Genomic DNA, 23,111 nt, shown 5'->3' with positions numbered 1-23,111 from the left:
AGTCCCGATCGGCCGCCTCCTATCCTGCGAAGGGGGATCGGAGCGCCGGCAGCCCGAGGGGGGCCGGAGACGCGGAATGGCGCGCGGGCGCAACGATTGCGGCGGACCGCGAGTTCGCTCGCGGACGAGGACCGGCGGAGATCCGGCAGCGGAGGTCAGGTGGCATCTTGGATTGAACAGGCTGTCTGGTGGCAGATCTTCCCCCTCGGCTTCGTCGGCGCCGCGCCCGAGGCCGACCCGGGCGTGCCGGTCGCGCACCGTCTCTCCCATCTGCTGGGCTGGCTGGACTACGCGGCCGACCTCGGCGCGTCCGGGCTGGCGCTCGGGCCGATCTTCGCGGCCTCCACGCATGGCTACGACACCATCGACCACTTCCGGATCGACCCGCGCTTGGGCGACGAGGCCGACTTCGATGCGCTGATCGAGGCCGCCCACGCCCGCGGTCTGCACATCCTGCTCGACGGGGTGTTCAACCATGTCGGGCGCGCCCATCCCGCCTTTCAGGACGTCCTGCAACACGGCCCCGAATCCGGACAGGCCGGCTGGTTCCGGCTGTCGTGGCCGCGGGGCTCCGGCCCGGGCCTCGAGCCGGACTACGCCTGCTTCGAGGGCCATCGGCAGCTCGTCACGCTTAATCATGAGAACCCGCAGGTCGCCGATCACGTCGCCGCCGTCATGGTCCATTGGATCGCCCGCGGCGCCGACGGGTGGCGGCTCGACGCAGCCTACGCGGTTCCGCCGCACTTCTGGGCGCGCGTGCTGCGCCGGCTCCGCCTCGCGCATCCCGAGGCCTACATCGTCGGCGAGGTGATCCACGGCGACTACGCCCGCTTCGTGCAGGACACCGGCCTGGACGCGGTGACCCAGTACGAACTCTGGAAGGCGATCTGGAGCGCCCTCAACGACCGCAACCTGTTCGAACTGGCCCATGCCCTGGACCGACACAATGCCTGCCTCGACACGTTCGTGCCGCTGACCTTCGTGGGCAATCACGACGTGACGCGCATCGCGAGCCGGCTCACCGACGAGCGGCACCTGCCGCACGCCCTCGCGATCCTCCTGACCTGCGGGGGGACCCCCTCGGTCTACGCCGGCGACGAGCAGGCCTTCCGGGGCGTGAAGGAGGAGCGCGTCGGCGGCGACGACGCCATCCGGCCGGCCTTCCCGGCGACCCCGGCGGATCTCGCACCGTATGGCTGGCCGATCTACCGGCTGCACCAGCAGCTCATCGCGCTCCGGCGGCGGTATGCCGGGCTTCACCGGGCGCGGAGCCGGACCCTGCACCTCGCGAACGAACAACTGGTGCTCGCGATGGGCGACGGGGCGGCGCAGGTGATACTGGCCCTGAACCTCGCCGACACGGCCGCGCTGCTGCCCGTGCCGGATGCGGGGGCGATCGAGGCGGGTGACGGTGATCTGGCGCAAGCCGGCGGCCGCGATGCCCGCGTGCGCCTTCCGGCCCATGGCTGGGCCGTCCTGACTGCCTGATCGCCCTGCCGGCTCTTACGGTTCGGCGACGCGTCCCGAAGGAAGGGAAAGGCGCGCCGTCCGGTACGGTTTGCATGAGGCCCGGCCGTCGCCTGCGCTGCCGGGACCGGGCGATCCAGAGGCCGTTGATGCCCGGAGAAGGCGGCCCTCCCTGATTCAGAGTCCGACACTCGCCGCGCCGGCCGCAGCGGCCTGCTCCACGGAGGCGCCCCCGCGCAGGGCCATGGCGATGGCCGTCGACATGGTGTCGATGGCGAGGGCACGATCCTGCCCGTAATCGTAAGAGCTGTTGTTGCCGGAACTCAGCCTCGCATAGTAGCTGTCCGGAAATCTTTTATCGATCCGCAGCTTCAGCATGCGCGTGGCGGCGTTGTAGTCGTCCTCGAAGTTTCGGGCTCTGCCAGCATGTTCGCCTTCGAAGGTACCGGCCTCTCGGTCCTTCGCCATCGCACGCGCCCGGCGCGCCTGCGTCTGGCCGACAAGCAAGGCGTTGATTTTGGCGATCAGCCAACGAATGACGGGCATTGACGCCTCCTGCGGTTCGGGAGGGACAACGCCTCAGAACGCGATTGGAAGCGCGGCTTCGCCGCCGCGACGCATCGATCGCCTGCCGCAGGCGCGTGCCGACGCCCCGCCGAGGGCGAATCGACGGATCATCCCGCTGATCGGAGCCCGCCCGCAGGTGGCGGCCTGAGGCCCGCTTCGCCCGGTCGTCGCAAACACACCCGGCCCGCGGCGGCAGGCATGGGCTACCGCATCCCGTAGCTCACCCGGTGCGGCGCGCCGTCCAGCGACCCGAACACGCGCCCAGGCCGGACAGCGTCCAGCGGCCGATCCCGCCCGATCCGCGCAGGCGGCCCGAGACCGAGACGCTGGCGAGCCCCTTGCGGATCGTGCCGGTGATCCGGCCGTCCTCGCCGGCCCGGCCGGACGCGTCGATGCCGTTGCCGCCGCCATCGTCCACGGTCCCGTCCCGGATGACGATGGGGTAGCGGTAAGGTCCGGTACAGCTCCCACTCTCCGCGGTGGCGACGACCGACCAAGCCCCATCGAACCGGTTGGCCGCGGAGGCGTCTGTCGGAGCGCCGGAGAGGGTGAGGAACAGGGCGGGCGCGAACATGGCAGCACGAAGTCGGGTCATGGTCTCCTCTGTGAAGGCCTCGAACTCGGATACGGGACATCGCGTCGGGGTGGCCCTGTCGAAGGCCGCGGCGCGATGGCGGACCGGCAGCCGGCGCGGATGCCCGACCCGGCTTGCGCGCCAGGGGCTGTCCGCGGACCGATGCCGGGGCTGAAGCGCCGGGTGTACCGTCGACGGGGCCGGCAGGCTCCGGACCTGGGAGACCGAACCTGCTCGTCGAGCGCCCCTTGCCGGGACAGGGAAAGGGCAACGGGCCGGACACGCGCTCGGAGTGGCGCGAGCGCCCGGCCTCGCGGCCGTGCCGGACAAGAGGGCCATCCGCCCGGCACAACCTCGCAAAAAGGTCCGGAACTGCGGATGCACCGATGGGGCGACCCCGCGTTCCGAGGCTCGATATGAGCACTAAGCCCTTCCTGTGAATGAGAGATATTTACCGGTACGCGGAATTTTTTTAACGCGGCGGCCTGAACGGACGTCGACGGGGAAGGGCGACCGTGTCCTTCCTCCGGACCGGGGCGAACCTGTTCAGCATCGCCTGAAGATCCCGGTCGAGAGGCGCATGCGGGCCAGCGCCAGCGTGAAGCGTCGCAGATGCGGCACGGCGGCGGACAGGGCCTCCGAGCGGCGTGCCGGCACGCCGCCTAGACGAGAAACCAATTCGATGTCCACAACTTCTGGGAAGTTTTGTCGAAGGTTCGTCCGCTAGTCTGCGCCTGGCCCATAGATCACGGCGGCCTGTCCCGTAGGGCCAGGCAGTCGTTCATCGATGTGCGGCCCGCGAGGCCACCTCGAATCCGGTCCGAGGTTCCAGCGAGATCGCGCAGCCGGGCATTCCGATCGGCTGAGGATTAACGTTTGGCGCAAATCGGCCGCGTCCATGATGCGTGTATACCAAGAAAATAACGCAGATGAGGGAACCGCCTTGTGCGCAACCCGTTTGTGCCCCGCTGCCGATCGGGCACTGACCGCACGAGGGGGTAGAGCGAGCTGTGACGGCGGAGGTCGACAGGCATGAACTCCGGCAGATCATCGCCGGCCTGAGCGAGGGCGTGATCCTGGTCGAGCCCGATCAGACCATCGCGTATGCCAACGCTCCCGCCCTCTACCGCAAGATTGGCATCCACAGGCGCAGCGAGGCCGGCGTCTGGGGACGCGAAAACGGATTTCCGCTCAGCACATCTGACGGATGAATACCGCTCTACCGGTATAGAAAAACCATTGATGGCGCAGCTTCGACGCACATCTCCAGGCCGGCCGGGGTTTCCTCAAACACCACGAGGCGCCCGTGACCGAGAACAGGACAACGACTTCCGCCGAGCATCTCAAGGGCTCGGTGAAAGAGGCCATCGGCAAGCTCACCGGCGATGCCCGGACGGAGACCGAAGGCCGACGCCAGACGCGCGACGCATCCGCATCGAAGGCCGGCGAAGCCGAGCCCACGGGACCGGGACGGCGCTGACGGATGTGACCCGGCTTCTCACGGTGAGGGGCCGCCCACGACGAGCGAGATCACGAGGGAGAACGACATGGTCGATACGGATCGGATCACGGGGGCCGCCAAGGACATCGGCGGCAAGATACAGGGCGCGTTCGGTGATCTCACCGGCTCGAAGCGGGACTCGGCGGAGGGTCGCGTCCGCGAGGCGGCCGGACAGGCCGAGAACCTGTACGGGCACGCCAAGGACACCGTCCGCGACGCGGCCGACCACGTCGCCGACACCGCCCGCGACGTCGGCGGCAAGATCCGGGATGCCGTCGGCGGCATCGCTGGATCTGGCGACCTCGAGGCCCGTGCCCGCCGCGCCCAGGATGCCGCGGAAGACCACTACGCCCGGGCGGAACGCACCGTGCGCCACGCCGCCGACGAGGCCTACGACTACGCCGAGGAAGCCTACGAGCGGGGCGGCCAGTCCCTGCGGCGGAGCGGCCGGGCGGTCGGCCATCAGGTCGCGGAATACCCGCTTGCCTCCCTGCTGATCGCCGGCGCCGTCGGCTTCGGCCTCGGGCTGCTGGTCGGCGCCCGCCGCGACTGAGCCACCCTCGACGTTCGACGAACCACCACCCGGAGTGACAGCGTGACCATCCAGACCACCGCATCCCCTCTTTCCACCCCCGCCTCCCACCTCGCCGCCGCCGACACGCGCGCCGTCCTGCTCAACGAGGTCTCCTGGGGGGCGATCTTCGCCGGTGCCGTCACCGCCCTGGTGACCCAGGTCATCGTCAACCTCGTCGGCGTCGGCGTCGGCCTGGCCTCGGTSGGCACCACCGCCGCCGACAACCCGGCCGCCTCGACMGTGTCGATGGGGGCGGGTGTCTGGTTCGTCGCCTCCGGGATCGTCGCCTCGCTGGCCGGCGGCCTGATCGCCGGCCGGCTCTCGGGCAAGCCGCTGCCGGGCGCGGCCGCCCTGCACGGCCTGGTGTCCTGGGCGGTGACGACGCTGGTGGTCCTGTACCTGTTGACCTTGGCGGCGAGCGGCTTCGTGGGCGGCACGCTGAGCACGGTCTCGGGGGCGCTTGGGGGCGCCGGTAACCTCGTCGGCGGCACCGTGCAGACCGCCGCCCAGGCCGCGGCGCCGTCGCTGTCGAAGATCACCAACCCGCTGGACGGCATCGAGCGGACGGTCCGCCAGCAGGCCGCCGGCCAGGACCCGCAGGCCGCCCGCGACGCCGCCGTGGCGGCCATCAAGGCGCTGTTCACCGGGGATGCCGGGCAGAAGCAGCAGGCCGAGGCGCGCGCCGCCGACGCGCTGGCCAAGGCCCAGAACATCGCGCCCGACCAGGCCCGCCAGCAGGTCCAGGATTACGAGAAGCAGTACGAGCAGGCGGTGGCCACCGCCAAGCAGAAGGCCGAGGCCGCGGCCGTGACGGCCAAGTCCGCCGCCACCCAGGGCGCCTTCTACGCCGCCCTCGCGCTGATCCTCGGTGCGCTGGCCGCGCTCTTCGGGGGCCGCCTCGGCGCCCCCAAGCCCGCGACCCTGCTCGGCRCCTACGAGACCCRGCGCGCCTGATCGCCCCGCGGCCGGATCCACCCCGATCCCACCCCCAACCGCAAGGAGCGCACGCGATGAGCAGCACCACCGACAAGCTCAAGGGTCTGGCCAACGAGGCCGTCGGCACCGTCAARCAGGCGGCCGGCAAGGCCACCGGCAACGACAAGCTCGTGGCCGAGGGCAAGGCGCAGGAGCTGAAGGGCGAGGCGCAGAAGACGGTCGGCGACGTCAAGGACGGCGCCAAGACCCTCGCCGACAAGATCACCGGCACGCACTGACCGCGGCCGGGTGGGGCCGGCCGGACCGGCCCCATCCCCGGATCGCAGCAGCCCCAGCCCGACACAGGAGCCCCCCATGAACCGCGACCAGATCCGTGGCGCGTCCCGTCACCTCAAGGGTCGCGCGCAGACCGCCGTCGGCGGCCTGACCGGCGACCCGGCGCGCCAAGTGCGCGGCGCCGTGAACCAGGTGGCCGGCGGCGCCCAGTACGCCTACGGCCGCGCCCGCGACCGGGCCGACGACCTCGCCGAGGACGGCCGCCATCTCGCTCACGAGGCATGGGCGCGGGCCGACGACCTCATCGACGACGGCCGCCGGCTCGCCCGGGACGCCCGCCAACGCGGCGCGACCTACGGCCGGCGGGCCGTCCGCACCCTCGACGGCAACCACGCCAACACCGTGCTGGGCTTGGCCGCCCTCGCCTTCGCGGCGGGCTGGCTCGTGCGCCGCGCCCGCTGAACCCGGAGACACCCGATGCTGCACAAGATCCTGACGGCGTTCATCGTCCCCAAGCTCGTCGCCTTTCTCGGACGCCGCTACGGACGGCGTGATCGCACCGGCCGGACATTCTGAACGGGCACCCGAGGCGCGGGTGACCGCTTCGCCGTGATCGACGATGCCAATCAGAGAGCCGGATCCGCGATCCGGACCTGATCCATCCGGGACAGATCGTCATACTACCGGACCCGGTCGCGGGTGCGGTCGGAAACACCGCTTGCGACGGGCGCGAATGAGGGGTCGCGCCGCGGGTCGTCACGGATGGATCCGGCCGTGCACGCGCGATGGCGGCGAAGTGTCCTCGCCCGCCCCATATAGGCGCGGCAGACGAGGCGAGTGACGGGACATGACGATGACAACCGAGAAGGCGGTGCTGGCGGGCGGGTGCTTCTGGGGCATGCAGGATCTGATCCGGCGCCAGGCGGGCGTGGTGTCGACCCGGGTCGGGTACACCGGTGGCGACGTGCCGAACGCCACCTATCGCGACCACGGCACCCATGCCGAGGCCATCGAGATCATCTACGATCCGACCCAGACGAGTTTCCGGCGCATGCTGGAGTTCTTCTTCCAGATCCACGACCCGACGACCCCAAACCGCCAGGGCAACGACAGGGGCCTCAGCTACCGCTCGGCCATCTTCTATCAGGACGACGAGCAACGCCGTGTGGCGGAGGATACCATCGCCGACGTCGACGCCTCCGGGCTGTGGCCGGGGAAGGTCGTGACCGAGGTGGCGCCGGCCGGGCCGTTCTGGGAGGCCGAGCCGGAACACCAGGATTATCTGGAACGGCGTCCCGGCGGATACACCTGTCACTTCGTCAGGCCGGGCTGGGTCCTGCCCGCACGGACCCCGGCCTGACAGGACCCGTGAGCGGGTTCGGCACGACGGGGTCGGCGGCGTCCCGCCTCAGGACTCCACGGCCCTGACCGGGCCATCGGCACCGGGACGGCGCGGTCGCTGAAGTGCGCCGGTTCGGTGCGGAGATCGGCGCCGGCCTGCCCCCCCGGATGCCGGCCCTGGGCGGGCGCCGCGCCGGCCGGCCGGCGGGGCGCATGGGTTGCGTCAGACGGACCGCCGCCCCTGTGCGGTCCGGGCTGACCGAGGACCGCCGCTCGATCGAGGTGACCGCGGCGGGCGGGCGCTCGGCATCGGCCCAGAACAGCTCGCCGACACCCCCGACCGGACGGGTGAGCACTGCCCCTCCACGGTCCTGCGCGTCGTCAACGGGATGCTGCGCGCCGGGGGCCTCGACAGCCCCGACCATCGGCACCGCGGCCCGCGTCGAGGCCGACCCAAGGCTCGGCGCCGGCCTATGCGTCGCCGACTCCGGCGGCGGGCACGGTCGAGATCCCGAACCGTAAATTCGGTTTCATTCCGGAACGCCGGGGGTGCCGAATCCGTCCCTGCTTCGTGACATCCGTCCCGCCGTTTCGGGCGACGCCCGCCTCGCCGCCACGCAGGGGATCGAAGGTTCTCGATGATCCGTTCGAACAACGCCGCCGCGGCCACGCTGCTGCCGCCTTCGACGACGTGCGCTCAGCTTCAGCGGACCGGCACCGACGCGAACACCCGACGGGACCGCAACGACGACACCCCGGTGGAGCTGAAGGGGCGAAAGCCGCGGCGCAGGCGCCCGCCGCGATGCCCGCCAAGTCCTGGCCGGGCCGGGCTCCGCGGCCATCGACGCGGGGCCCGCGCTTGAGGTGCCGTCTAGATTAGAGTAATTCCAAATCTGCGATGGATTCGCCCGACCGACCGGCGCCCCGCGGCGTCCTCACCCCCGGCCAACGGGCCATGCTGCTCCGTCTGGCACGGGAGGGGGCGCTCCTGGCGCCCAGGCCCTGGGAGATGCGGACGATACGCTCCCTGCGGGAGCGCGGCCTCGTCCGGCCAAGGCTATCAGGCCGGGACGCCGCCGGCCTCTGGTTCATCAGCGCCAAGGGTGTGCGCGCCCTCGCCCGGGCGGGGGCGGCGTCGGCGCCCGGGCGATCCGAGCCGTGACGTGGATCGGGTGCGCCGATTCCCGTCATCGTCCGGCAGCATCGCGGGTCTATCCAGGAAAGCGAGCATGAAGCAGACTGTCGAAACGATGCGGACGGTCCCGGGATACGACAGCGTCACCATCGCCCTGCACTGGTTGACCGCAGGGCTCGTCCTCGGTCTCTGGCTGGTGGGCACCTTCCTCGAAGACCTCGTGCCGAAAGGGACCCTGCGCTCCGGCCTCTGGTCGGCGCATTTCGACGTCGGCTTCGTCCTCGCCGCCCTGCTCGTCGCCCAGCTGGCCTGGCGTCGGACGCGGGGCCGCAGCCTGCCGGTCGAGGATGCCGGCCCCCTGCATCGACTGGCGAAAATCACCCACGCGGCCCTGTACGGGCTGCTCTTCGTCATCGTCGGTCTCGGCATTGCCAACGCCTTCGTGCGCGGCGTGACGCTCATCGGCCCGCTGAGCCTGCCGCCGATCGGCGACCCGGCATGGCGGCGTCCCCTGACGCACTGGCACGGCCTCGCCGCCAACGTCCTGATGGCGGTCGCCCTGTTCCACGCCGCGGCCGCGCTCGTTCACCACTACCTCTGGCATGACGCCGTCCTGCGCCGCATGCTGCCCTGGAGACCGTGACATCCATGCGCCCCGTCCATTCCGAGAGACACCTGATCGACCGGATCGGCTGGCTGCGGGCCGCCGTGCTCGGGGCCAATGACGGCCTCGTCTCGACCGCCAGCCTGATCGTGGGGGTCGCGGCCTCCGCCGCCGCTCCGGGGGAGATCCTCGTGGCGGGCTGCGCCGGCCTCGTCGCCGGTGCGATGTCGATGGCGGCGGGCGAATACGTCTCGGTCAGTTCCCAGGCGGACACCGAGCAGGCCGACCTCGCCCGCGAACGGCGCGAACTGGCCAACGACCCGGCGGCCGAGCGGGAAGAACTCGCGCGGATCTATGTCGGGCGCGGCCTCGACTACGCGCTGGCCCTTCAGGTGGCCGACCAGCTCATGGCCAAGGACCCGCTCGGCGCCCATGCCCGGGACGAACTCGGCATCTCCGAGATCACGACGGCGCGCCCGGTCCAGGCGGCCCTGACCTCGGCCGCGACCTTCTCGGCCGGCGCGGCGCTGCCGCTGGCGGTGGCGGCGCTCTCGCCGGCGAGCCTCGCCGTCTACACGGTGTCGGCCGCATCACTGGTCTTCCTGGCGGTTCTCGGAGCCCTGGGCGCGAAGGCCGGCGGTGCTCCCATCGCGCGGGCGACGGCGCGGGTGACCTTCTGGGGCGTGCTCGCCATGGCCGTCACCGCCGGGATCGGAAGCCTCGTCGGAAAAGCCGTCTGACGGCTACCGCTTCGGATCGTGGCAATGCATCTTCGGCGGCGCGGTGGCGCAATCGAGGGAACAGGTCTGGTCGGGCCGGCAGAACCATTGCAGGGCGCCCGTCTTCATGCATGAGCCCGAACAGTGCCGGTGGGCAGCGTCCGTCGGCTCGATGAAGGTCGGGTCCGCGTCAGGCGAGCGGGCCGATCGCTGGGCGTGAGCCGCGGACAGTCCGGCCACCGTGGCGAGCATCGCGAGTGTGGTGCGGATCATGAGCGTCGGATCCCCGGATCGTCCCGGATGCGGCCGCGGGCCGGCGGATCGCCGGCCCCGCGTTGCGCGGGACTCCCGACCCCGTCGAGCATCGTACAGCAGGACGGGGCCGGCGTCGTCAGCCCTTCTTGCCCTGCTTGAAGCTCTGGATGGCGTTCTGGCAGCCCGGTGACAGCTTCGCCATGTTCTTCTCGAAGCACGCCTGAGTCTCGGGGCCGTCCTCGGGCGGCATGTTCCCGCAATAGGTCGTGAAATCGCCCATGCATTGCTGCTGGAGCGCCGCCTTGTCGTCGGCCGACATCGGTGCCGCCAGGACCGAGGAGCCCGCACTGGACAGAAGCAAAACGGCCGTGACCAAGCGTACCGACATGTCGATCTCTCCCTGCGCTTCGATAAGACGGTGAGAAAGCCCGCATAGCCGGAAACCGTTGCATGCTGGAGGGGAGTTTCGCGTCATGCCGGCAGGAAACGACCGACCGCCCCGCGACGACAGGCGGACCGCATCAATCGCCGGTGACGACACTCACCGGGTCAGAGCCGGCATCCGAAGCGTAGGCGTTGACGATCCCGGCCAGCAGACCGGGAAAGCGCGCATCCACCTCGACCCAACGCGAATGGTTGCGAAGTTCGACCCCGTGACGCTCGCTGCGGATCAATCCCGCCTCGCGCAGCACCTTGAAGTGGTTGGACAAGGACGACTTCGGAATCACCCGATCCCCGACAGCGGCGACGGCCGAGCAGGCCTCGACGCAGCCAGCCTGCATGATCTTGGCGAAAATGGCCGCGCGGCTGGGATCGGACAGCGCATGCAGGATCGCTTCCGGTCGAACATCCTCGATGGCGGGATGGAACAGGGGTCTCATGAATCGTCCATAGGGGCTTGATCCGCGATCCCATAGTTCCGAAATTCCGAACTATGGGATCGCGATCGCCAGCATGGAGGCGGTCCCGCTCGGAGGATAGCACACATGTCGAAGCTTGCCGGCAAAGTCGCCGTGGTGACCGGCGCATCCAAGGGTATCGGTGCCGCGATCGCTCGCTCGCTCGCGCAGGAAGGCGCCGCCGTCGTGGTCAATTATGTCTCCAGCAGAGCCGGCGCAGATGCGGTGGTCGAGGCCATCACCGCGACCGGTGGGACTGCCATCGCGGTCCAGGCCGACGTCTCGAAGGCCGAGCAGGCGCACCGCCTGATCGAGGCGGCGGTGCATCGGTTCGGCCGGCTCGACGTGCTGGTCAACAACTCCGGCCTCTACGAATTTGCGGCTCTCGACGAGATCACCGAGGCGCATTACCGCCGCCTCTTCGACGTCAACGTCCTGGGCGTCCTGCTCACGACCCAGGCGGCGGCACGTCATCTCGGCGAGGGCGGCAGCATCATCAACATCTCGTCGGCCATCACCCATGTGCATACGCCGACCGCGGCAGCCTATGCCGGAACCAAGGGCGCCCTGAACGCGATCTCGGGTGTTCTGGCCAACGAACTGGCTCCGCGCCGGATCCGGGTCAACGTGGTGAGCCCGGGCTTCGTCGTGACCGAAGGCACGCATTCGGCCGGCATCGTCGGCTCAGACATGGAGGCCGGCCTCGTCGCACAGACGCCGCTCGGCCGGGCCGGCCAACCCGACGACATCGCCGGCGTCGTCGCGTTCCTCGCCTCCGAGGAGGCCCGCTGGCTGACCGGCGAGGTGATCACCGCCAGCGGCGGCATTCGCTGACGCGGGGCTGCGGCCCTGAGCGTGCCCGCATCCGCGGCCCGCGCGGGATGGCGGCCGGGGCGGCCTGGGATCGGGCGGGCCGAGGCCCGGACGAACCGGGGCCGTCGGCCGGCGGCAGCCACGCCGTCGCCGGAGCCGCTACCCGGGCGCCTTCCGGATGCCGGCGGCGATCCGTGTCGTCTCGGCGAGGGCGTCGTGGAGCGCCGCGTCCCCGTCGAACCGGCCGGCGCGGATCGCCGCGACCAGGTCCGTCGGTGAGTCGGCGGCCCCCAGTGCCCGCTCCCAAGCCCCGGCGGCGGCCTCGGCCTGCTCGATCTCCCGCATGGCGATGCCCATCGCGTTTGCGGCCATCAGGAGGACGTAGCGCTGCCGTCCCGACAGGGCCGGGGCGACCTCGTCGAGGAGGCTCTGCCGGGCGACGGCGAGGAGCGCGGCGCCGGAGGGTGCGTCCGGGAAGGCTGAACTCATCGGGTGCCCCATCGTTCGGGCGCGGTCTCGCGCAGGACCACGGCCTCGAGTTCGGGCGCCATCCGTCCGGTGAGCGCCAGTTCCAGGGACGTCTCCTGACCCGAGACGTGGCGATGTCCCTGCTCCAGGGCGATCACCGCCCAGCGCAGATGCGCCATGATCTCCCAGTAGCGCACCGCCTGCGGGTCGATCCCGCGCCCGCTCTCGGCCTCGTAGCCGCGATAGAAGTCCGCCCGCGGGGCGATCCCCCCGGCCTCGAGATCGGGCCGCCCGAACCGCCAGCAGGCGGCGCAGAACCAGCCGATATCCTGGACCGGATCGCCCCAACCGGCGAATTCCCAGTCGAGGATCGCCGTCAGGCCTGCGGCGTCGATCATGTAGTTGCCGGTGCGGAAGTCGCGGTGCACCAGGATCGGCTCCGCGCAGGCGGGCGCATGGCGTTCCGCCCAGCGCAGGCCCCATTCCAGGGCCGGGCGCACGGCACCGATCCCGTCGAGGTTCGACCGCAGGGTACGGATCTCGGCCAGCGCCGGGCTCGCCTCGGGTGTCCCCAGGAAGGCGAGGTCCCCCGTCAGGGCGGCGCGGCCGGGGCCGTCAGTGCGCAGGATGCCGTGGATCCGGGCCAGCTCCCGCCCGAGCTGCTCGGCCAGGGCCGCGCGGTCACCGCCGAGGCTCGTGTCCTTCACCACCCGCGGCCCCAACCCGATGCCGGAGACGAGACCCATCAGGGCGAAGGGCGCTCCGACCACGCCCGGATCGGCGCAGAATCCGACCGGCTCCGGCACGCGCACGCCGGCGGCGAAGGCCGCACGCAGGATCCGGAACTCCTCCGCCCGCGGACGGCTCGACGCGATGGTGGCGGCCGCGTCCTTGCGCAGGACGAAGCTCCGCTCGGTCCCGTCGACCCGGCAGCGCAGCATCCAGTTCTCCTGGATGGATCCGCCGCTCAACGGCCGGACGTCGTCGAGGGTGACCGTCCCGGCCTCCAGGGTCCGGCGGATCCAGGCGCAGAGCGCCGTCTTCTGATCAGCGTCCAGCATCGGGCTCAGGGCCGCGTCACTGGACGCGCTCGACCGCCATGGCGATGCCCTGGCCGCCGCCGATGCACATGGTCACGAGCCCGTAGCGGCCGCCGGTCCGGGCCAGCTCGTAGAGCGCCTTCACGGTGATGATCGCCCCCGTGGCGCCGATCGGGTGGCCCAGCGCGATGGCGCCGCCGTTCGGGTTCACCTTCGCGGGATCGAGGTCGAGGGCGCGGGAGACCGCGCAGGCCTGGGCCGCGAAGGCCTCGTTCGACTCGATGACATCGAAATCGCCAGCCCGCATCCCCGTCCGCTCGAGCAGACGCCGCACCGCCGGCACCGGACCCATGCCCATCTCGGACGGGTCCACGCCGGCATGGGCGTAGCCGACGATCCGGGCGAGCGGCGTCGTGCCGTCCCGCTCGGCGCGGGCCGCGCTGGTCACGACCAGGGCGGCGGCGCCGTCGTTCAGGCCCGAGGCGTTGCCGGCCGTGACGCTGCCGGTCTTGGAGAAGGCCGGGCGGAGCTTGGCGAGATCCGCGGCGCTCGTGGCCTTCGGGTGCTCGTCGGTGTCGAAGGCCACCGTCTCGCGCTTGCGCTGGACCTCGATCGGCAGGATCTGGTCGCGGAACCGGCCCTCCCGAATCGCCCGGGCCGCACGCGCCTGGCTCTCGGCCGCGAAGGCGTCCTGCACGTCGCGGGAAACGGCGTAGCGCTCGGCCACGTTCTCGGCGGTGACGCCCATATGGCCGTTGCCGAACGGGTCGCTCAGCGCGCCGAGCATGTAGTCGACGAGCACGGCGTCGCCCATGCGCTGCCCGGTTCGTCCGGAGGTCAGGAGGTGGGGCGCGCGGCTCATGCTCTCGACGCCGCCGGCCAGGGCCGTCTCGGCATCGCCGAGCAGGATCGACTGTGCTGCCGAGACGATCGCCTGCAGGCCGCTGCCGCAGAGGCGGTTGACCGTCATCGCCGGTACCTCCTTGGGGAGGCCGCCCTCCAGGGCGGCGACGCGGGCGATATAGGCGTCCCGCGGCTCGGTGGGGATGACGTTGCCGAAGACCACGTGGCCGACCGCCTCGGGCGCCGTCCTGGCCCGCCGCAGGGCCTCCGCGACGCACTTGGCTGCCAATTCCGAAGGCGGCGTGCCGGCGAGGCCGCCGCCGAACGTGCCGATCGCGGTGCGCACCGCGCCTGTGATGACGACCTCGGTCATACTCTCGGACTCCCTGCCTCGATCAGCCTGTCGGGATGTACCGCCCCGCTCACGCCCCAACATCCCACGACCAGAAGCCGTCGCCCTCGGCTTCGAGGTTGCGGTTGAGCACCATCTTGTGGACCTCGTCGGCCCCGTCCACGAGGCGGGCCTGCCGGGCGTAGCGGTAGATCCACTCCAGCGGCGTGTCGGTGGAGTAGCCCCGGGCACCGTTGATCTGGATCGCCGTGTCGGCGGCCGCGTGCAGGAGGTTGGCCACGTGCACCTTGGCCATCGAAACCTCCTTGCGGGCGAAGCTGCCCTGGTCGAGAGCCCAGGCGGCCTTCATCACCAGGAGGCGCCCGATCTCGATCCGCATGGCGAGGTCGCCGAGCATCAGCTGGATGCTCTCCCGGTCGGCGAGGCGGATTCCGAAGCCGTGCCGCTCGGCCGCGTAGGCCCGGGCGATCGCGACGCAGCGCTTCGACAGGCCGAGCCAGCGCATGCAGTGGGTCAGCCGCGCCGGGCCGAGGCGGATCTGGGTCAGCTTCAGCCCGTCGCCCTCGCTCATGAGCACGTTCTCGGCCGGGATCTCCAGGCCCTCGAACAGCAGCTCGCAATGGCCGCCATGCTCCTCCGGTCCCATGATCGGGATGCGGCGCAGGATCCGCCAGCCGGGCTGATCCCTGTGGAACAGGAAGGCGGTCAGCCCTTTCCGCGCGTCGTCGGAGGTGCGCGCCATCAGGATGAAGTGCGCGGCCTCCTCGGCGCCGGTGATGTACCATTTGCGGCCGGTGACCACGTAGGCGTCGCCCCGCCGCTCGGCCCGGGTCTGGATCATCCCGGGATCGGAGCCGCCGCCGGGATGCGGCTCGGTCATGGCGAAGGCGGAGCGCACGTCGCCGCGCACGATCGGCGCGAGCCAGCGCGCCTTCTGGGCCGGGCTCGCCACCTTCTCCAGCACCATCATGTTGCCGTCGTCGGGCGCGGCCGCGTTGAACACGACCGGCCCGAAGATCGAGCGGTTCATGGCCTCGTAGCAGACCGCCATGCCGACCGTGTCGAGCCCGGCGCCGCCGGTCTCGGGCTTCAGCTGGAGGCACCACAGGCCCTGGTCGCGGGCGAGCCCGCGCAGACGGGCCAGTTCGGTGAGGCTGATGTTGCCGTGTCCGTCATAGGCCGCCGGATCAGCCTCCAGCGGCAGGACGTGCGTCTCCACGAAGGCCGCGATCCGGTCGCGGTAATCCGCGACGCGCGGGCTGATGGTGAAATCCATGAGTCCATCTCCCGTGCCGCTCCCGGCGATAAAAATCGAGCGAGCGCTCGCTTTTTATCGCTTGGATTCGGCCCTGGCAACGAGATACTGGCAACGGGATCAGGCGCAGGGGCCGTCCCCGGCCTTCATCCGGCAGGCCCGCGCGACGAGGGATCGATGGGACCCGCAGACGCTCCCCCGGCCGCCCTTCCGGCGAAGGAGGCCTACGCGACCGAGGCGATCTGCGTGCGGATCCTGGCGCGCCACCGGGACCGGATCAGCGTCCGGAAGGACCACGTCGCCACTGCCAACCTCGCCCGGATCATCGAGGCGGTGCTGACGCTGTCGAGCCGACAGGGCTTCCACGAGACGAGCCTGCGCGACCTCGCCCAGGCCTCGGGCCTCAGCATGGGCGGCCTCTACTCGTACTTCGACAACAAGAACACGCTGCTGGTGATGATCCTCACCGAGGTGGCCGAGACGGCCGAGGCCGCCCTGCGGCAGGCCCCGGCGGGGCTCGCGGCGGATCCGGCCGCGCATCTGCGCTGGCTGATCGCAACCCACATCCGCCTGACCGAGGCGATGCAGCCCTGGTTCGTCTTCGCCTTCATGGAGGCGAAGGGGTTCCCGGCCCCCGCCCGGACGATGGCGACGGCGAGCGAGGCCGCCACCGAGCGCATCTTCGCCGAGGTCCTCGCCCGCGGCGTGGCGGCGGGCGTCTTCACGGTCGCGGACGTCGATCTCACCGCCGCGCTGATCAAGCCGCTCCTGCAGGACTGGTACGTGAAGCGGGCCAAGCATCGGAAGCGCGGCATCCCGATCCAGCGCTACATCGRCGGTGTCACCGCCTTTGTCGAGAAGGCGATCGCGGCGGCCTGAGCCGGGAGGGGCGATGGACCCTGCGGCCGCCAGCCGGCGAGGCCACGTTCAGTCGGCTCCGCCGAAGCAATACTTATAATGGCGATTCTGATAGTGAACCGACCACGCAGATTGTGAAATCAGGCAATCCCGGTGACCGTCCAGGCGCGTCGCGATGCATTCGAATGAGGATCGCGCCGATCGGCGGGTGGGGAGTCTGCCGACCCACGCGACGCGAGCGCCGAACTTGTGAGCCCGCGCCACGGATGACCAGCATCCCAACGTGATCAATCCATAAATCTCTCTTTAATGAAAAGAAAATAGTAATTTCGGCATCGTGTAGACGCAGATCCGATGACCCGCCCGACACACCCGCTTTCGATATTGATCGCGACGCTCACCGGGTCGAGCCGTGGTCTGACCGCCGTCCGCCAGCTCGCGGAACTGAAGAAGCAGGTTCCCGCCCTCTACGGGCTGCTCTCGGTCAATGCCGGCGCCCTGGCCGTGACGCACTACGCCCTCGCGCCCTTGTCCCTGACGGTCGGCCTCCCGGCGGCCGTGATCGCGTTGTGCCTGATCCGCGCGGTTCACTGGGTGCGGCTGCGCCCGGAGACGTTCAGCGAGGCGCAGGCCGCCCGTCATCTGCGGCGGACGACGGCGCTCACGGTCTTCTTTTCGGTCGCCTTCGTGATCTGGGCGATGGTCCTGAACGCGTTCGGCGGCCCCTACGAGCAGGGCCACGTGGCCATCTTCGTGGCCGTCACGGTGATCGCCTGCATCTTCTGCCTGACCCATCTGCCGGTGGCGGCCTTCCTGGTCACCGGCATCGTCATGAGCGTGTTCCTGTTCTGCTGCGTGACGAGCGGGAACAACGTCTTCCTGGCCATCGCCGCCAACACGGCCTTCGTGACGGCCGTGATGGTCCGGATCCTCAACACCAACTATCGGGCCTTCGTCGACCTCGTCGCGTCCCAGGCGGTGGCGAGCCGGCTCTCCGAGGAGAACGCGCGCCTCGCCCAGACCGACAGCCTGACCGGCCTGCCCAACCGGCGCTACTTCTTCCAGAAGCTCGACGAGGCGATCCAGGCGCCGTCGGATGCGGACGTGCCCTTCGCCCTGGCCATCTTCGACCTCGACAGCTTCAAACCGATCAACGACACCTACGGGCACAATGTCGGCGATCGTGTCCTGGCGGAAGCGGGCCGGCGCCTCGCGGCCTTCGCGAGCGCCGACGTGGTGGTGGCCCGGCTGGGGGGCGACGAGTTCGGCGTGCTGCTGCGCGCCCCCGGACCGGCCGCGGCGGCGCTCACCATCTGCGACGGCATCTGCACGGCCTTGCAGCAGCCGATCCGGATCGGCGACATCCGGGTCGTCACGGGATGCTCCGGCGGGCTTGCCCTGCCCTGTCGGGCGGGGCACGACGCGGATGCCCTGTTCGACCGCGCCGACTACGCGCTCTACCATTCGAAGGAGCAGCGGCGCGGCGCGACGACCCTGTTCTCACAGGAGCACAAGGACGCGATCCACGCCGAGCAGGCGGTGGAGACGGGTCTGCGGACGGCCGATCTCGCCGCCGAGATGGCGCTGCATTATCAGCCGATCCTCGACACCGGGACGGGCCGGATCGCCTTCGTCGAAGGTCTGGCGCGGTGGACGAGCCCCTCCCTGGGCCGGGTCGCGCCGGACCGGTTCATCGCGGCGGCCGAGCGTTGCGGCATGATCCACACGGTGACGCTGCTGCTCCTGCGCAAGGCCCTCGCCGACTGCGCGCGGCTTCCGCCCGGGATCGGCCTGTCCTTCAACCTCTCCGCCCACGACCTCGCTTCGCCCGAGACCGTCCTGGCGATCCTGGCGGCGGTGCGTGGCAGCGGCCTCGACCCGCGCCGCCTGACGCTCGAACTCACCGAGACCGCCCTGATGCGCGATTTCGAGCACGCGAAGGCGGCCATCACGACGCTGCGCAGCCTCGGCATCCAGATCGCGCTCGACGATTTCGGGACGGGCTACTCAAGTCTGGGCTACGTCCACCGTCTGCCCCTGGACAAGATCAAGATCGACCGCAGCTTCATGGCCGACATCGACACGGACCGGGGCTGCAGCCTGGTCTCCACGATCCTCGACCTGTGCCGCAACCTGAACCTCGACGGGATCGCCGAAGGGATCGAGACCCAGGCCCAGCTCGACGTGGCGCGGCGGCATGGCTGCCGCTACGTCCAGGGCTATCACATCGGCCGGCCGATGCCCCTCGACGAACTCCTCCCGTGGCTCCGGCACGACACCAGCGCGGTGCGCCTGCGGGCCTAAGGGATCGGATCCGGGCTCGGCGGTCCGTCCCGTCCCCACCTCAGCTCAGGGCGACCTCGAAGCCGCGCCTCACGGCGGGCCGGGCCATCAGGCGGTCGTACCAGCGCCGGACCTGCGGGTAATCGGCGAGGTCGACCTGATGGCGCTCGTGGCGCCACGCCCAGCCGAGGATGGCGAAATCCGCCACCGAGAGCGGTCCCGCCACGTATTCGACCTGCGCGAGGCGGCGGTCCAGCACGCCGTAGAGGCGCCGCGTTTCCTTGAGGTAGCGCGCGAGTCCGTAGGCGCGGTCGGCCCCGTCGACGGTCAGGAAGTGATGGACCTGACCGGGCATGGGTCCGAAGCCACCCATCTGCCACATCAGCCATTCCAGCGCGGCCACGCGCTGCCGCCGGTCCTCGGGCAGGAACCGGCCGGACTTCTCGGCAAGGTACAGCAGGATCGCCCCGGACTCGAACACCGAGATCGGGGATCCGTCCGGCCCGTCGGGATCGACCAGGGCGGGGATCCGGTTGTTCGGGCTGATCGCCAGGAAGTCGGGTGCGTGCTGCGCCCCCTGGGTGATGTCCACCGGCTTGACCCGGTAGGGCAGCGCCATCTCCTCCAGCGCCACGCTGATCTTCCGGCCGTTGGGCGTGTTCCAGGCGTAGAGGTCGATCATCGGGGGCCTCGGCTTGATCCGCGCAACGGTAGAGAGGGCCGCCCGCCGCGGCAATTCCGGTCCAGCGACAGGTCCGGCGCGGTCTCGATCGCGACCGTCGATGCTCACCCCGCGGGCCGGCAGGGCGCGGTCGGGCCGGTGTTCCGCTTCGAAGCCCAGAAGCGAATCGCCGGCGCCGGTCAGGCCGCCGCGCTGGTGCGTCCCGGTAGGGGCTCGAACGGCTGGACCAGGACGCGCCGACCGGACAGGTCGTGCACGCTCACCCGCCATTCGGACCAGTCGGTCTGGTTCGCCAGCGACTGCCGCACGGCGGTCGCGACCGTCCGGGCGCGATCGATCAGGCGGCCGGTGGCGCGAACCTCCGTGCCGCGCGCGTCGAACACGCATTCGAGACCGTTGGTGCAGTGGAACCGATACCGCGCCATCCCTCGCTCCTCTTCGGCGGCCTCCCGGCCGTCAACACCGTTTGTTCATTATATGTTCTAATCCTGCCGGGATCCAGCCCTGCCAAAGGATCGCGGGTGCCGGTTCCAAGATACGGTCTCCCCCAGGCCGGGCCGTCGTTCCGGCCACGTGCGGCCGATCGGGCCGGCAGGGAACACCGCGTGCTCCGCGCGCTTAGCCGCGCAGACGACCATTCCCCCGGCCAGGGATCTCACGATGCGCGCCACGCTTCCTGCCCTCCTGCTGGCGGCCTGTCTGGGCACACCCGGCTGCGCCGCCGAGGCGCCGGCCGGGTCCGACGCGCTCACGCCGATGGTCCAGTCGGACAGCCTCGTCTTCAACGGCATCACCCGGTCCCGGGACGGCCGGCTATTCTCGCCGTTCCAGCGCCAGACCCGGAACAGGGGGATCGAACTCGGCGAGTGGCGCGACGGCAAGGCCGTGCCGTTTCCCGATGCGGCCTGGAACGCCTGGACGGAGGGCGACGACCCGGCCCGGGCCTTCGTGGCGGTCAACGCCATCCGGATCGGTCCGGACGGGGATCTCTGGGTGGTCGACAAGGGCGCGCCCGGCATGGGCGCCGCGCCCCTGCCCGGCGGCCCCAAGCTCGTCCAGATCGATCTCGCCACGAATGTCGTGCGCAAGGTCTACCCGCTCCAGTCGGCCACCACCGAGAAGAGCTTCATCGACGATTTCCGGTTCAACGGCCGCCATGCCTATCTGACCGACGCCGGTCAGCCCGGTCTGATCGTCCTCGACCTCGAGACCGGCGGCCTGCGGCGGGTGCTCGACGGCCATTGGTCGACGATCGCGCAGCGCCCCCTCACCGGCCAGGGCCGGGTGCTCCGGGATGACAAGGACAAGCTGCTCTTCATCCACGCCGATCAACTGGAAGTCTCGCCGGACGGCAAGACCTTCTACTATCAGGCTTGCACCGGACCGCTCTACAGTATCGAGACGCAGTATCTCGACGATCCGACCGTGCCCGACGCCGTGCGCGCCGCGCACGTGAGGCTCCACGCGGCCACCGTGGCGACGGGCGGCACCGCGATCGACGCCGCGGGAACGATCTACGCCAGCGACACGGACGGGCTGCGGATCCTCAAGATCGCGCCGGACGGCACGATGAGCACGCTGGTGCAAGATCCCCGGCTGGTCTGGGTCGACGCGATGTGGATCGACGAGCAGGGCGGCCTGTGGATCCCGGCGGCGCAGATGAACCGCACGCCGGCGATGAACGGCGGCGAGGCCTCGGCCGTGAAGTTTCCGACGACGATCTACCGGATGCAGATCGACGCCAAGCCGCTGCGCAACTGAACCCGGTATGCGACGCTCGATGCGCGGGTTCGAGAACCCGGGGCCGGGTTTCCAAGTTGGGCGAATCGGGGGCTTGGCCCCCCGCGCGACGACGGGAGGACGTGACCATGCGCAGGATGCCATCGCCGGGGCGGGTCGGCGCCCTTCTGCCAATCGCTCTCCTGCCAAGTGCTCTCCTGCCAAGTGCTCTCTTGGCGGCCGGCCTGACCGCCGGGTTGGCCGCGCCGGCACGGGCCGACGCCGCCCTCGTCCTCCAGGAAACCCGCCTCCACACGCCCCCGGACTCCCACGAGCCGCAGAGGGCGATGATCAACCTGCGCAACACCGGCCCGGACCTGGCCACGAACGTGACCGTCCTGTGCACCTTCACGGGCGCCGGCGGGACGGTGCTCGATACGCAGCAGGCCTCCGTGGCGGAGGTCGTGGGCCTCGCCGACGTGCAGGCCGAGACGATCTACTATGGCTGGCCCCGGGCGAGCGGCGCCACCTGCCGGATCGCCGAGCCGCGCTGAGCCGCGCTCCGGGCATCCGGGCGCCGCCTGTCGCGAAGCGCCATTTTTTGCCGCACGCTCCAGATTTTACGAGTCATCGTCAAGTATTATAGTGATAAGCAATCTTCCGGATCGCCTCGAATATTGACCAAACGGCCAAGCTCTCGAACGATGGCGCCGATCCGGGGTGGGCGGTACTGCTCATCGCCCGAGGGGTGTTGCCCGAGCATCGTGCGGCCCGCCTCATGCTCGCCCTCGGGGCCACGGCTGCGCAGGCGCAGTCCGGCCTCGGCAACGGGCTGGGCAATTCCGGGGCCGGAAACGGCAATGGCAACCTTGGCTCGCGCAACGGCATCGGGAACGCCTCTCTGCCCGCCCTTTTCCGCCGCTAGGCAGCCGCCGGCAGGACGGTCGCGCGGCGCCGCCGATCCCACCCGACGGAGCCTCCCCATGCGGTACGCCCTCGTCGCCCTCTTGGCCCTCGCCCTCGGCATGACCGCTCTGCCCGCCGCCGAGGCCCCCGGCATCGTCGGCACCGGGCCGGCCGGCGCGAGGGACGGGAATGGCAACGGCAATGTCGGCTCGAACAACGGCAATGGGAATCAGACGAACGACAACGGGAATTTCGGCACCGGGAACGGGCGCGGCAACGGCGGGGGGCGCACTCCCCGGCGCTGACCAGACCCCGATCCCGGCCGGCGTGAAGACTGACAATAGACCGCATTTATTGACGCAAATTTTACTTTACTGTAATCGTGGCCGGCATCTAAGCGAGAATGCGCCCGGATTGGAGTGCATCCGATGGACGATATTTGCCGAGACAGCGCCGGACGCGCGGCGATGCTGGCGCTCGCTCTGTCCGTCGCGATCACGGCGGCCACGCCCGCACGGGCGGCCGACGGCATCCCCGCCTCCGATCTGACGGCCTCGACCGAATCCGATCCGACCCGGGCCACGGCGTCCGGTCTCCTGATCGCCACGCGCGACGCCGCGGGACCGCCGGGTGCCGACCTGCCGCTGGAGATCAYGCTCGTCCGCGCGCCCAACGTCTCCATCGAGGCGATCAAGCTGCTGGGTCTGCCCCACGGCGTGACGATCAGCGATACCACCAACATCTTCGCGGCATCGATCGACCACGCCGACGTCGATGTCAGCGACTGGGATCTCTCGAAGATCCGGATCATGCAGAGCGACCCGCGCGCGGGCAGCTTCTCGATCGCCGTGGCGGCGATCTGGACGCCGGAGAGCGGCGGGCACCTCGACGTGACGTCGAGCCGCCTCACCGTGAGATTCGCCCCGGACAGACCCGACCCCGCCGGCGGGAAGCCCGGCCCGGACGAACGGCGCGCCGACCCGAGCGACGAAGCCAATCTGGCCCCGCGGATGCCCGCCGCTGCGGTCGCGGCCGGGCAGGACG

General features: G+C 70.5%; 29 protein-coding genes and 1 pseudogene. 19 read left to right on the top strand and 11 right to left on the bottom strand.

What is annotated here, in order from left to right; all coding sequences use genetic code 11:
* The first annotated feature begins 159 nt into the window (after positions 1-159).
* Entirely contained in the window at positions 160-1,488 is a 1,329-nt protein-coding gene (locus tag AC1DXK_RS16495; protein WP_457105971.1) for an alpha-amylase family glycosyl hydrolase, read from the top strand.
* Positions 1,489-1,644: 156 nt separating this feature from the next.
* Here the strand turns inward: AC1DXK_RS16495 and AC1DXK_RS16490 are convergent, their stop codons facing one another.
* Both AC1DXK_RS16490 and AC1DXK_RS16485 read right to left on the bottom strand, forming a co-directional pair.
* The gene (locus tag AC1DXK_RS16490; protein WP_457105972.1) at positions 1,645-2,013 is read right to left on the bottom strand and encodes a hypothetical protein; all 369 of its coding nucleotides are present in this window, start codon (positions 2,011-2,013) and stop codon (positions 1,645-1,647) included.
* 241 nt (positions 2,014-2,254) lie between these two features.
* Positions 2,255-2,629 carry a hypothetical protein gene (locus AC1DXK_RS16485; protein ID WP_457105973.1) on the bottom strand — a complete coding sequence of 125 codons (375 nt, stop codon included), beginning with the start codon at positions 2,627-2,629 and terminating at the stop codon, positions 2,255-2,257.
* Between the two features lie 989 nt (positions 2,630-3,618).
* Between AC1DXK_RS16485 and AC1DXK_RS16480 the strand changes: the two genes are divergently transcribed.
* From AC1DXK_RS16480 to AC1DXK_RS16435, 10 genes are all read left to right on the top strand, one after another.
* Entirely contained in the window at positions 3,619-3,819 is a 201-nt protein-coding gene (locus tag AC1DXK_RS16480) for a hypothetical protein (protein ID WP_457106039.1), read from the top strand.
* 95 nt (positions 3,820-3,914) lie between these two features.
* Positions 3,915-4,088, top strand: coding sequence for a CsbD family protein (locus AC1DXK_RS16475; protein ID WP_457105974.1), 174 nt, complete (start codon positions 3,915-3,917; stop codon positions 4,086-4,088).
* Positions 4,089-4,155: 67 nt separating this feature from the next.
* On the top strand, positions 4,156-4,662 hold the full coding sequence (locus AC1DXK_RS16470; RefSeq protein WP_457105975.1) for a CsbD family protein: 507 nt from the start codon (positions 4,156-4,158) through the stop codon (positions 4,660-4,662).
* Positions 4,663-4,704: 42 nt separating this feature from the next.
* Positions 4,705-5,637: a PhnA-like protein gene (locus tag AC1DXK_RS16465; protein ID WP_477298360.1), complete on the top strand. Its 933-nt coding sequence runs from the start codon at positions 4,705-4,707 to the stop codon at positions 5,635-5,637.
* 56 nt (positions 5,638-5,693) lie between these two features.
* Complete coding sequence (locus AC1DXK_RS16460) at positions 5,694-5,897, top strand: CsbD family protein (RefSeq protein WP_457105977.1); 204 nt, start codon at positions 5,694-5,696, stop codon at positions 5,895-5,897.
* A 76-nt stretch (positions 5,898-5,973) separates the two neighbouring features.
* Positions 5,974-6,357: a CsbD family protein gene (locus AC1DXK_RS16455; protein ID WP_457107524.1), complete on the top strand. Its 384-nt coding sequence runs from the start codon at positions 5,974-5,976 to the stop codon at positions 6,355-6,357.
* A 385-nt stretch (positions 6,358-6,742) separates the two neighbouring features.
* Positions 6,743-7,255, top strand: a complete 513-nt coding sequence (gene msrA / locus AC1DXK_RS16450; protein ID WP_457107523.1) for a peptide-methionine (S)-S-oxide reductase MsrA — start codon at positions 6,743-6,745, stop codon at positions 7,253-7,255.
* 879 nt (positions 7,256-8,134) lie between these two features.
* Entirely contained in the window at positions 8,135-8,398 is a 264-nt protein-coding gene (locus AC1DXK_RS16445; protein WP_457107522.1) for a hypothetical protein, read from the top strand.
* A gap of 67 nt (positions 8,399-8,465) precedes the next feature.
* The gene (locus AC1DXK_RS16440) at positions 8,466-9,014 is read left to right on the top strand and encodes a cytochrome b (RefSeq protein WP_457107521.1); all 549 of its coding nucleotides are present in this window, start codon (positions 8,466-8,468) and stop codon (positions 9,012-9,014) included.
* Positions 9,015-9,019: 5 nt separating this feature from the next.
* Positions 9,020-9,715 carry a VIT1/CCC1 transporter family protein gene (locus tag AC1DXK_RS16435; RefSeq protein WP_457107520.1) on the top strand — a complete coding sequence of 232 codons (696 nt, stop codon included), beginning with the start codon at positions 9,020-9,022 and terminating at the stop codon, positions 9,713-9,715.
* Positions 9,716-9,718: 3 nt separating this feature from the next.
* Here the strand turns inward: AC1DXK_RS16435 and AC1DXK_RS16430 are convergent, their stop codons facing one another.
* The 3 genes from AC1DXK_RS16430 to AC1DXK_RS16420 form a co-directional block, all read right to left on the bottom strand.
* Entirely contained in the window at positions 9,719-9,967 is a 249-nt protein-coding gene (locus tag AC1DXK_RS16430) for a hypothetical protein (RefSeq protein ID WP_457107519.1), read from the bottom strand.
* 118 nt (positions 9,968-10,085) lie between these two features.
* A complete protein-coding gene (locus AC1DXK_RS16425) occupies positions 10,086-10,337 on the bottom strand; it encodes a hypothetical protein (protein WP_457107518.1) in 252 nt (83 codons plus the stop codon).
* 133 nt (positions 10,338-10,470) lie between these two features.
* The gene (locus AC1DXK_RS16420) at positions 10,471-10,830 is read right to left on the bottom strand and encodes an ArsR/SmtB family transcription factor (RefSeq protein WP_457107517.1); all 360 of its coding nucleotides are present in this window, start codon (positions 10,828-10,830) and stop codon (positions 10,471-10,473) included.
* 105 nt (positions 10,831-10,935) lie between these two features.
* Between AC1DXK_RS16420 and AC1DXK_RS16415 the strand changes: the two genes are divergently transcribed.
* Entirely contained in the window at positions 10,936-11,682 is a 747-nt protein-coding gene (locus AC1DXK_RS16415; RefSeq protein WP_457107516.1) for a glucose 1-dehydrogenase, read from the top strand.
* Between the two features lie 138 nt (positions 11,683-11,820).
* On the opposite strand, the gene AC1DXK_RS16410 is transcribed toward AC1DXK_RS16415, so the two are convergent.
* From AC1DXK_RS16410 to AC1DXK_RS16395, 4 genes are read right to left on the bottom strand one after another with little or no spacing between them, the layout of a single operon-like run.
* Positions 11,821-12,150, bottom strand: coding sequence for a DUF6285 domain-containing protein (locus AC1DXK_RS16410; RefSeq protein ID WP_457107515.1), 330 nt, complete (start codon positions 12,148-12,150; stop codon positions 11,821-11,823).
* On the bottom strand, positions 12,147-13,190 hold the full coding sequence (locus tag AC1DXK_RS16405; RefSeq protein ID WP_457107514.1) for a phosphotransferase family protein: 1,044 nt from the start codon (positions 13,188-13,190) through the stop codon (positions 12,147-12,149). The genes AC1DXK_RS16410 and AC1DXK_RS16405 overlap by 4 nt, the downstream gene beginning before the upstream one ends.
* 16 nt (positions 13,191-13,206) lie before the next feature.
* Positions 13,207-14,385, bottom strand: a complete 1,179-nt coding sequence (locus AC1DXK_RS16400; protein WP_457107513.1) for an acetyl-CoA C-acyltransferase family protein — start codon at positions 14,383-14,385, stop codon at positions 13,207-13,209.
* 49 nt (positions 14,386-14,434) lie between these two features.
* Positions 14,435-15,640 (bottom strand): acyl-CoA dehydrogenase family protein, encoded by a 1,206-nt coding sequence (locus tag AC1DXK_RS16395; RefSeq protein ID WP_457107512.1) that lies wholly within the window; start codon positions 15,638-15,640, stop codon positions 14,435-14,437.
* A 156-nt stretch (positions 15,641-15,796) separates the two neighbouring features.
* On the opposite strand from AC1DXK_RS16395, the gene AC1DXK_RS16390 reads away from it, so the two are divergent.
* The gene (locus tag AC1DXK_RS16390) at positions 15,797-16,498 is read left to right on the top strand and encodes a TetR/AcrR family transcriptional regulator (protein WP_477298355.1); all 702 of its coding nucleotides are present in this window, start codon (positions 15,797-15,799) and stop codon (positions 16,496-16,498) included.
* Positions 16,499-16,831: 333 nt separating this feature from the next.
* Positions 16,832-18,781 (top strand): putative bifunctional diguanylate cyclase/phosphodiesterase, encoded by a 1,950-nt coding sequence (locus AC1DXK_RS16385; protein WP_457107510.1) that lies wholly within the window; start codon positions 16,832-16,834, stop codon positions 18,779-18,781.
* 40 nt (positions 18,782-18,821) lie between these two features.
* On the opposite strand, the gene AC1DXK_RS16380 is transcribed toward AC1DXK_RS16385, so the two are convergent.
* Positions 18,822-19,442 carry a glutathione S-transferase family protein gene (locus AC1DXK_RS16380; protein WP_457107509.1) on the bottom strand — a complete coding sequence of 207 codons (621 nt, stop codon included), beginning with the start codon at positions 19,440-19,442 and terminating at the stop codon, positions 18,822-18,824.
* 179 nt (positions 19,443-19,621) lie between these two features.
* Positions 19,622-19,867: a DUF6894 family protein gene (locus tag AC1DXK_RS16375; RefSeq protein ID WP_457107508.1), complete on the bottom strand. Its 246-nt coding sequence runs from the start codon at positions 19,865-19,867 to the stop codon at positions 19,622-19,624.
* A gap of 235 nt (positions 19,868-20,102) precedes the next feature.
* Here AC1DXK_RS16375 and AC1DXK_RS16370 point away from each other — a divergent pair, with 235 nt between their 5' ends.
* The 5 genes and pseudogenes from AC1DXK_RS16370 to AC1DXK_RS16350 all read left to right on the top strand — a co-directional run.
* The gene (locus tag AC1DXK_RS16370; protein WP_457107507.1) at positions 20,103-21,203 is read left to right on the top strand and encodes an SMP-30/gluconolactonase/LRE family protein; all 1,101 of its coding nucleotides are present in this window, start codon (positions 20,103-20,105) and stop codon (positions 21,201-21,203) included.
* Positions 21,204-21,310: 107 nt separating this feature from the next.
* A complete protein-coding gene (locus AC1DXK_RS16365; RefSeq protein ID WP_457107506.1) occupies positions 21,311-21,715 on the top strand; it encodes a hypothetical protein in 405 nt (134 codons plus the stop codon).
* 197 nt (positions 21,716-21,912) lie between these two features.
* Positions 21,913-22,086 (top strand): hypothetical protein, encoded by a 174-nt coding sequence (locus AC1DXK_RS16360; protein WP_457107505.1) that lies wholly within the window; start codon positions 21,913-21,915, stop codon positions 22,084-22,086.
* 58 nt (positions 22,087-22,144) lie between these two features.
* Positions 22,145-22,372: a hypothetical protein gene (locus tag AC1DXK_RS16355; protein ID WP_457107504.1), complete on the top strand. Its 228-nt coding sequence runs from the start codon at positions 22,145-22,147 to the stop codon at positions 22,370-22,372.
* Between the two features lie 162 nt (positions 22,373-22,534).
* Positions 22,535-23,111, top strand: a pseudogene (locus tag AC1DXK_RS16350) (hypothetical protein); the annotation flags it as partial.

This window comes from Methylobacterium sp. P3_A11, from assembly GCF_056403155.1.
This window is presented reverse-complemented; position numbering and strand designations above follow the sequence as displayed.

Bases quoted from the DNA above. Each gene is read 5' to 3' on its own strand.
- AC1DXK_RS16455 (WP_457107524.1), top strand. From the start codon at position 5,974: ATGAACCGCGACCAGATCCGTGGCGCGTCCCGTCACCTCAAGGGTCGC.
- AC1DXK_RS16430 (WP_457107519.1), bottom strand. From the start codon at position 9,967: ATGATCCGCACCACACTCGCGATGCTCGCCACGGTGGCCGGACTGTCC.
- AC1DXK_RS16380 (WP_457107509.1), bottom strand. From the start codon at position 19,442: ATGATCGACCTCTACGCCTGGAACACGCCCAACGGCCGGAAGATCAGC.
- AC1DXK_RS16435 (WP_457107520.1), top strand. From the start codon at position 9,020: ATGCGCCCCGTCCATTCCGAGAGACACCTGATCGACCGGATCGGCTGG.
- AC1DXK_RS16420 (WP_457107517.1), bottom strand. From the start codon at position 10,830: ATGAGACCCCTGTTCCATCCCGCCATCGAGGATGTTCGACCGGAAGCG.
- AC1DXK_RS16415 (WP_457107516.1), top strand. From the start codon at position 10,936: ATGTCGAAGCTTGCCGGCAAAGTCGCCGTGGTGACCGGCGCATCCAAG.
- AC1DXK_RS16365 (WP_457107506.1), top strand. From the start codon at position 21,311: ATGCGCAGGATGCCATCGCCGGGGCGGGTCGGCGCCCTTCTGCCAATC.
- AC1DXK_RS16490 (WP_457105972.1), bottom strand. From the start codon at position 2,013: ATGCCCGTCATTCGTTGGCTGATCGCCAAAATCAACGCCTTGCTTGTC.
- AC1DXK_RS16355 (WP_457107504.1), top strand. From the start codon at position 22,145: ATGCGGTACGCCCTCGTCGCCCTCTTGGCCCTCGCCCTCGGCATGACC.
- AC1DXK_RS16425 (WP_457107518.1), bottom strand. From the start codon at position 10,337: ATGTCGGTACGCTTGGTCACGGCCGTTTTGCTTCTGTCCAGTGCGGGC.
- AC1DXK_RS16470 (WP_457105975.1), top strand. From the start codon at position 4,156: ATGGTCGATACGGATCGGATCACGGGGGCCGCCAAGGACATCGGCGGC.
- AC1DXK_RS16445 (WP_457107522.1), top strand. From the start codon at position 8,135: ATGGATTCGCCCGACCGACCGGCGCCCCGCGGCGTCCTCACCCCCGGC.
- AC1DXK_RS16405 (WP_457107514.1), bottom strand. From the start codon at position 13,190: ATGCTGGACGCTGATCAGAAGACGGCGCTCTGCGCCTGGATCCGCCGG.
- msrA (WP_457107523.1), top strand. From the start codon at position 6,743: ATGACGATGACAACCGAGAAGGCGGTGCTGGCGGGCGGGTGCTTCTGG.
- AC1DXK_RS16375 (WP_457107508.1), bottom strand. From the start codon at position 19,867: ATGGCGCGGTATCGGTTCCACTGCACCAACGGTCTCGAATGCGTGTTC.
- AC1DXK_RS16440 (WP_457107521.1), top strand. From the start codon at position 8,466: ATGAAGCAGACTGTCGAAACGATGCGGACGGTCCCGGGATACGACAGC.
- AC1DXK_RS16385 (WP_457107510.1), top strand. From the start codon at position 16,832: ATGACCCGCCCGACACACCCGCTTTCGATATTGATCGCGACGCTCACC.
- AC1DXK_RS16400 (WP_457107513.1), bottom strand. From the start codon at position 14,385: ATGACCGAGGTCGTCATCACAGGCGCGGTGCGCACCGCGATCGGCACG.
- AC1DXK_RS16395 (WP_457107512.1), bottom strand. From the start codon at position 15,640: ATGGATTTCACCATCAGCCCGCGCGTCGCGGATTACCGCGACCGGATC.
- AC1DXK_RS16485 (WP_457105973.1), bottom strand. From the start codon at position 2,629: ATGACCCGACTTCGTGCTGCCATGTTCGCGCCCGCCCTGTTCCTCACC.
- AC1DXK_RS16370 (WP_457107507.1), top strand. From the start codon at position 20,103: ATGCGCGCCACGCTTCCTGCCCTCCTGCTGGCGGCCTGTCTGGGCACA.
- AC1DXK_RS16410 (WP_457107515.1), bottom strand. From the start codon at position 12,150: ATGAGTTCAGCCTTCCCGGACGCACCCTCCGGCGCCGCGCTCCTCGCC.